A 2,029-nucleotide genomic window follows, 5' to 3' on the forward strand; every position below is an offset into this window, starting at 1 on the left:
TGTCTTGATTATTTGTTGTCATAACCATTTTAACCTTATTATTCCAACTTGGTCTTTGCTCTAGGATTTCCTTATACATCATATATGCTGCTTTTCTAGAATATGCAACTATCATAGCCTTTCCTGCTACTAGATTTTCTCTATCTTCATAGTGAGCTATAATATCTTTTACAACCTGTTTTATTCTATCTTCATCACAAATAATTTGTTCCATACGAGACATTTGATTTTGACTTTGCTCAACTACATACTCCTCTACATCTTCATTAACTTGCATATTGTAGTATTCCTTATCAATTAAATCCATTTTTTGTCTATCTAATTTTACTCTAGCTAGTCTTGATTCATAATATATTTTAACAGTAGCTCCATCCTCTACAGCTTGTGTCATATCATATACATCTATCAAATCACCAAATACCCCATAAGTTGATTTATCAGTTGTTTCTATAGGAGTACCAGTAAATGCTATATATGTTGCATTAGGTAGCGATTCTCTTAAATATTTTGCATAACCATACTTTATCTCACCAGTATTAGTATCTAATTTTCCATCTATATTGTACTGAGTACGGTGAGCTTCATCTACCATTACAACAATATTTTCTCTATTACTTAATAAGCCTGTTTCTTCTACAAATTTTTGAATAGTAGAAAATATCACACCACCTGTTTTTCTTCCTTCTAATATCTCACGAACATCTAATCTACTTTCACATTTTATAGGCTCTTGCCTTAAAAACTCATAGGCTGAACTAAAAGTATCATATAATTGACCATCTAAATCATTTCTATCCGTTATTACTAATATAGTTGGATTGTTTAACTTATTATGCTTTACTAAGTTACCTGCTAAGAAAGTCATAGAAAAACTCTTACCACTTCCTTGAGTATGCCAAATTACCCCTGCTCTACCGTCATTTTTTACTGCATGAACTACTGAATTTATAGCTTTTTTCATACCGTAGTATTGATGATATTGAGCCATTATTTTTCCTTTTGGAGTAAATAGTATGAAGTTTTTTATAATGTCTAATACTCTATTTTTATCAAACATACCATAAATTAATGTATCTAGGTTTTTGTAGTCTATTGAGAATAAATCTTTTATTTCTTCATCTCCATTAACTTTTTTCCATGCCATAAATCTATCTATAGGTGCTGTAATAGTACCTGCTTTAGTATTTACTCCATCACTTATTACTAAAAATGCATTGTAGTAAAATAATGATGGTATATGTACTTCTTTATAATTCATTAATTGCTTATATGCATCTTCTATATCTACCTCTTCACGAGAAGTACTTTTTAATTCCATACATATTATTGGTATACCATTTATGTATATTATTACATCGGGTATTTTTTTATTGCCATCTTCCACTATTTCTAATTGGTTTACTACTAAAAAGTTATTGTTTTCTATGTTTTCATAATCAATTAATTTTATAGTGTAATACTTATTTTCTCCATTTATAAAGTCTGTTACTTCAACACCTTCTGTTAAGTATTTGTGAAATAGCTTATTGTTTGTAAATACGTCATTAGTTTCAAATGTACGTATTTTTCTTATTGCTTCTTTTATTGAGCTTTTTGGTATTTCTTTATTTATATTTATAAGTGCTTCTTCTAATATTTCTAGTAAAAGCACTTCTTTGTTATCTCTGTTTAAGTTACTCCCATGTATATATTTGTAGTCAATTTCTTTTAGGTATTCTATGACTACATTTTCTAAGCTTTCTTCTGTAAACATTTTATTCCCCCTAGGTTTAAGTTTATATTATAATTATAATGATTTTTTGCAAAAAATAAAAGCTAGTCCTTTGACTAGCTTTATTTAATAACATTAATAGAGTATAGATTATGTCTTCCTTCTTTAGATTTAGTTAGTATTCCAATATCAGTTAAATAATTCATATCTTTATTCACTTTTTTATAGTCTGATGACTTATTCTTTTTAGTATAATTTTCAATAGTAGCACTATAATTTTCTTTGTTTAATATATATTTTATAATCTTTTTTTGATCA

Annotated in this window: 2 protein-coding genes; both read right to left on the reverse strand. The window is 27.4% G+C overall.

The genetic code is table 11. From position 1 onward, the window contains the following. A partial coding sequence (locus tag VK071_04710; protein ID HLR34615.1) for an HsdR family type I site-specific deoxyribonuclease occupies positions 1-1,753 on the reverse strand: 1,753 nt, incomplete at its 3' end. Positions 1,754-1,833: 80 nt separating this feature from the next. Continuing rightward, positions 1,834-2,029: hypothetical protein (locus tag VK071_04715; protein HLR34616.1), on the reverse strand; the 196-nt coding region annotated here is incomplete at its 5' end.

It is taken from the genome of Tissierellales bacterium (assembly GCA_035301805.1).
Classification (GTDB): Bacteria; Bacillota; Clostridia; order Tissierellales; family DATGTQ01; genus DATGTQ01.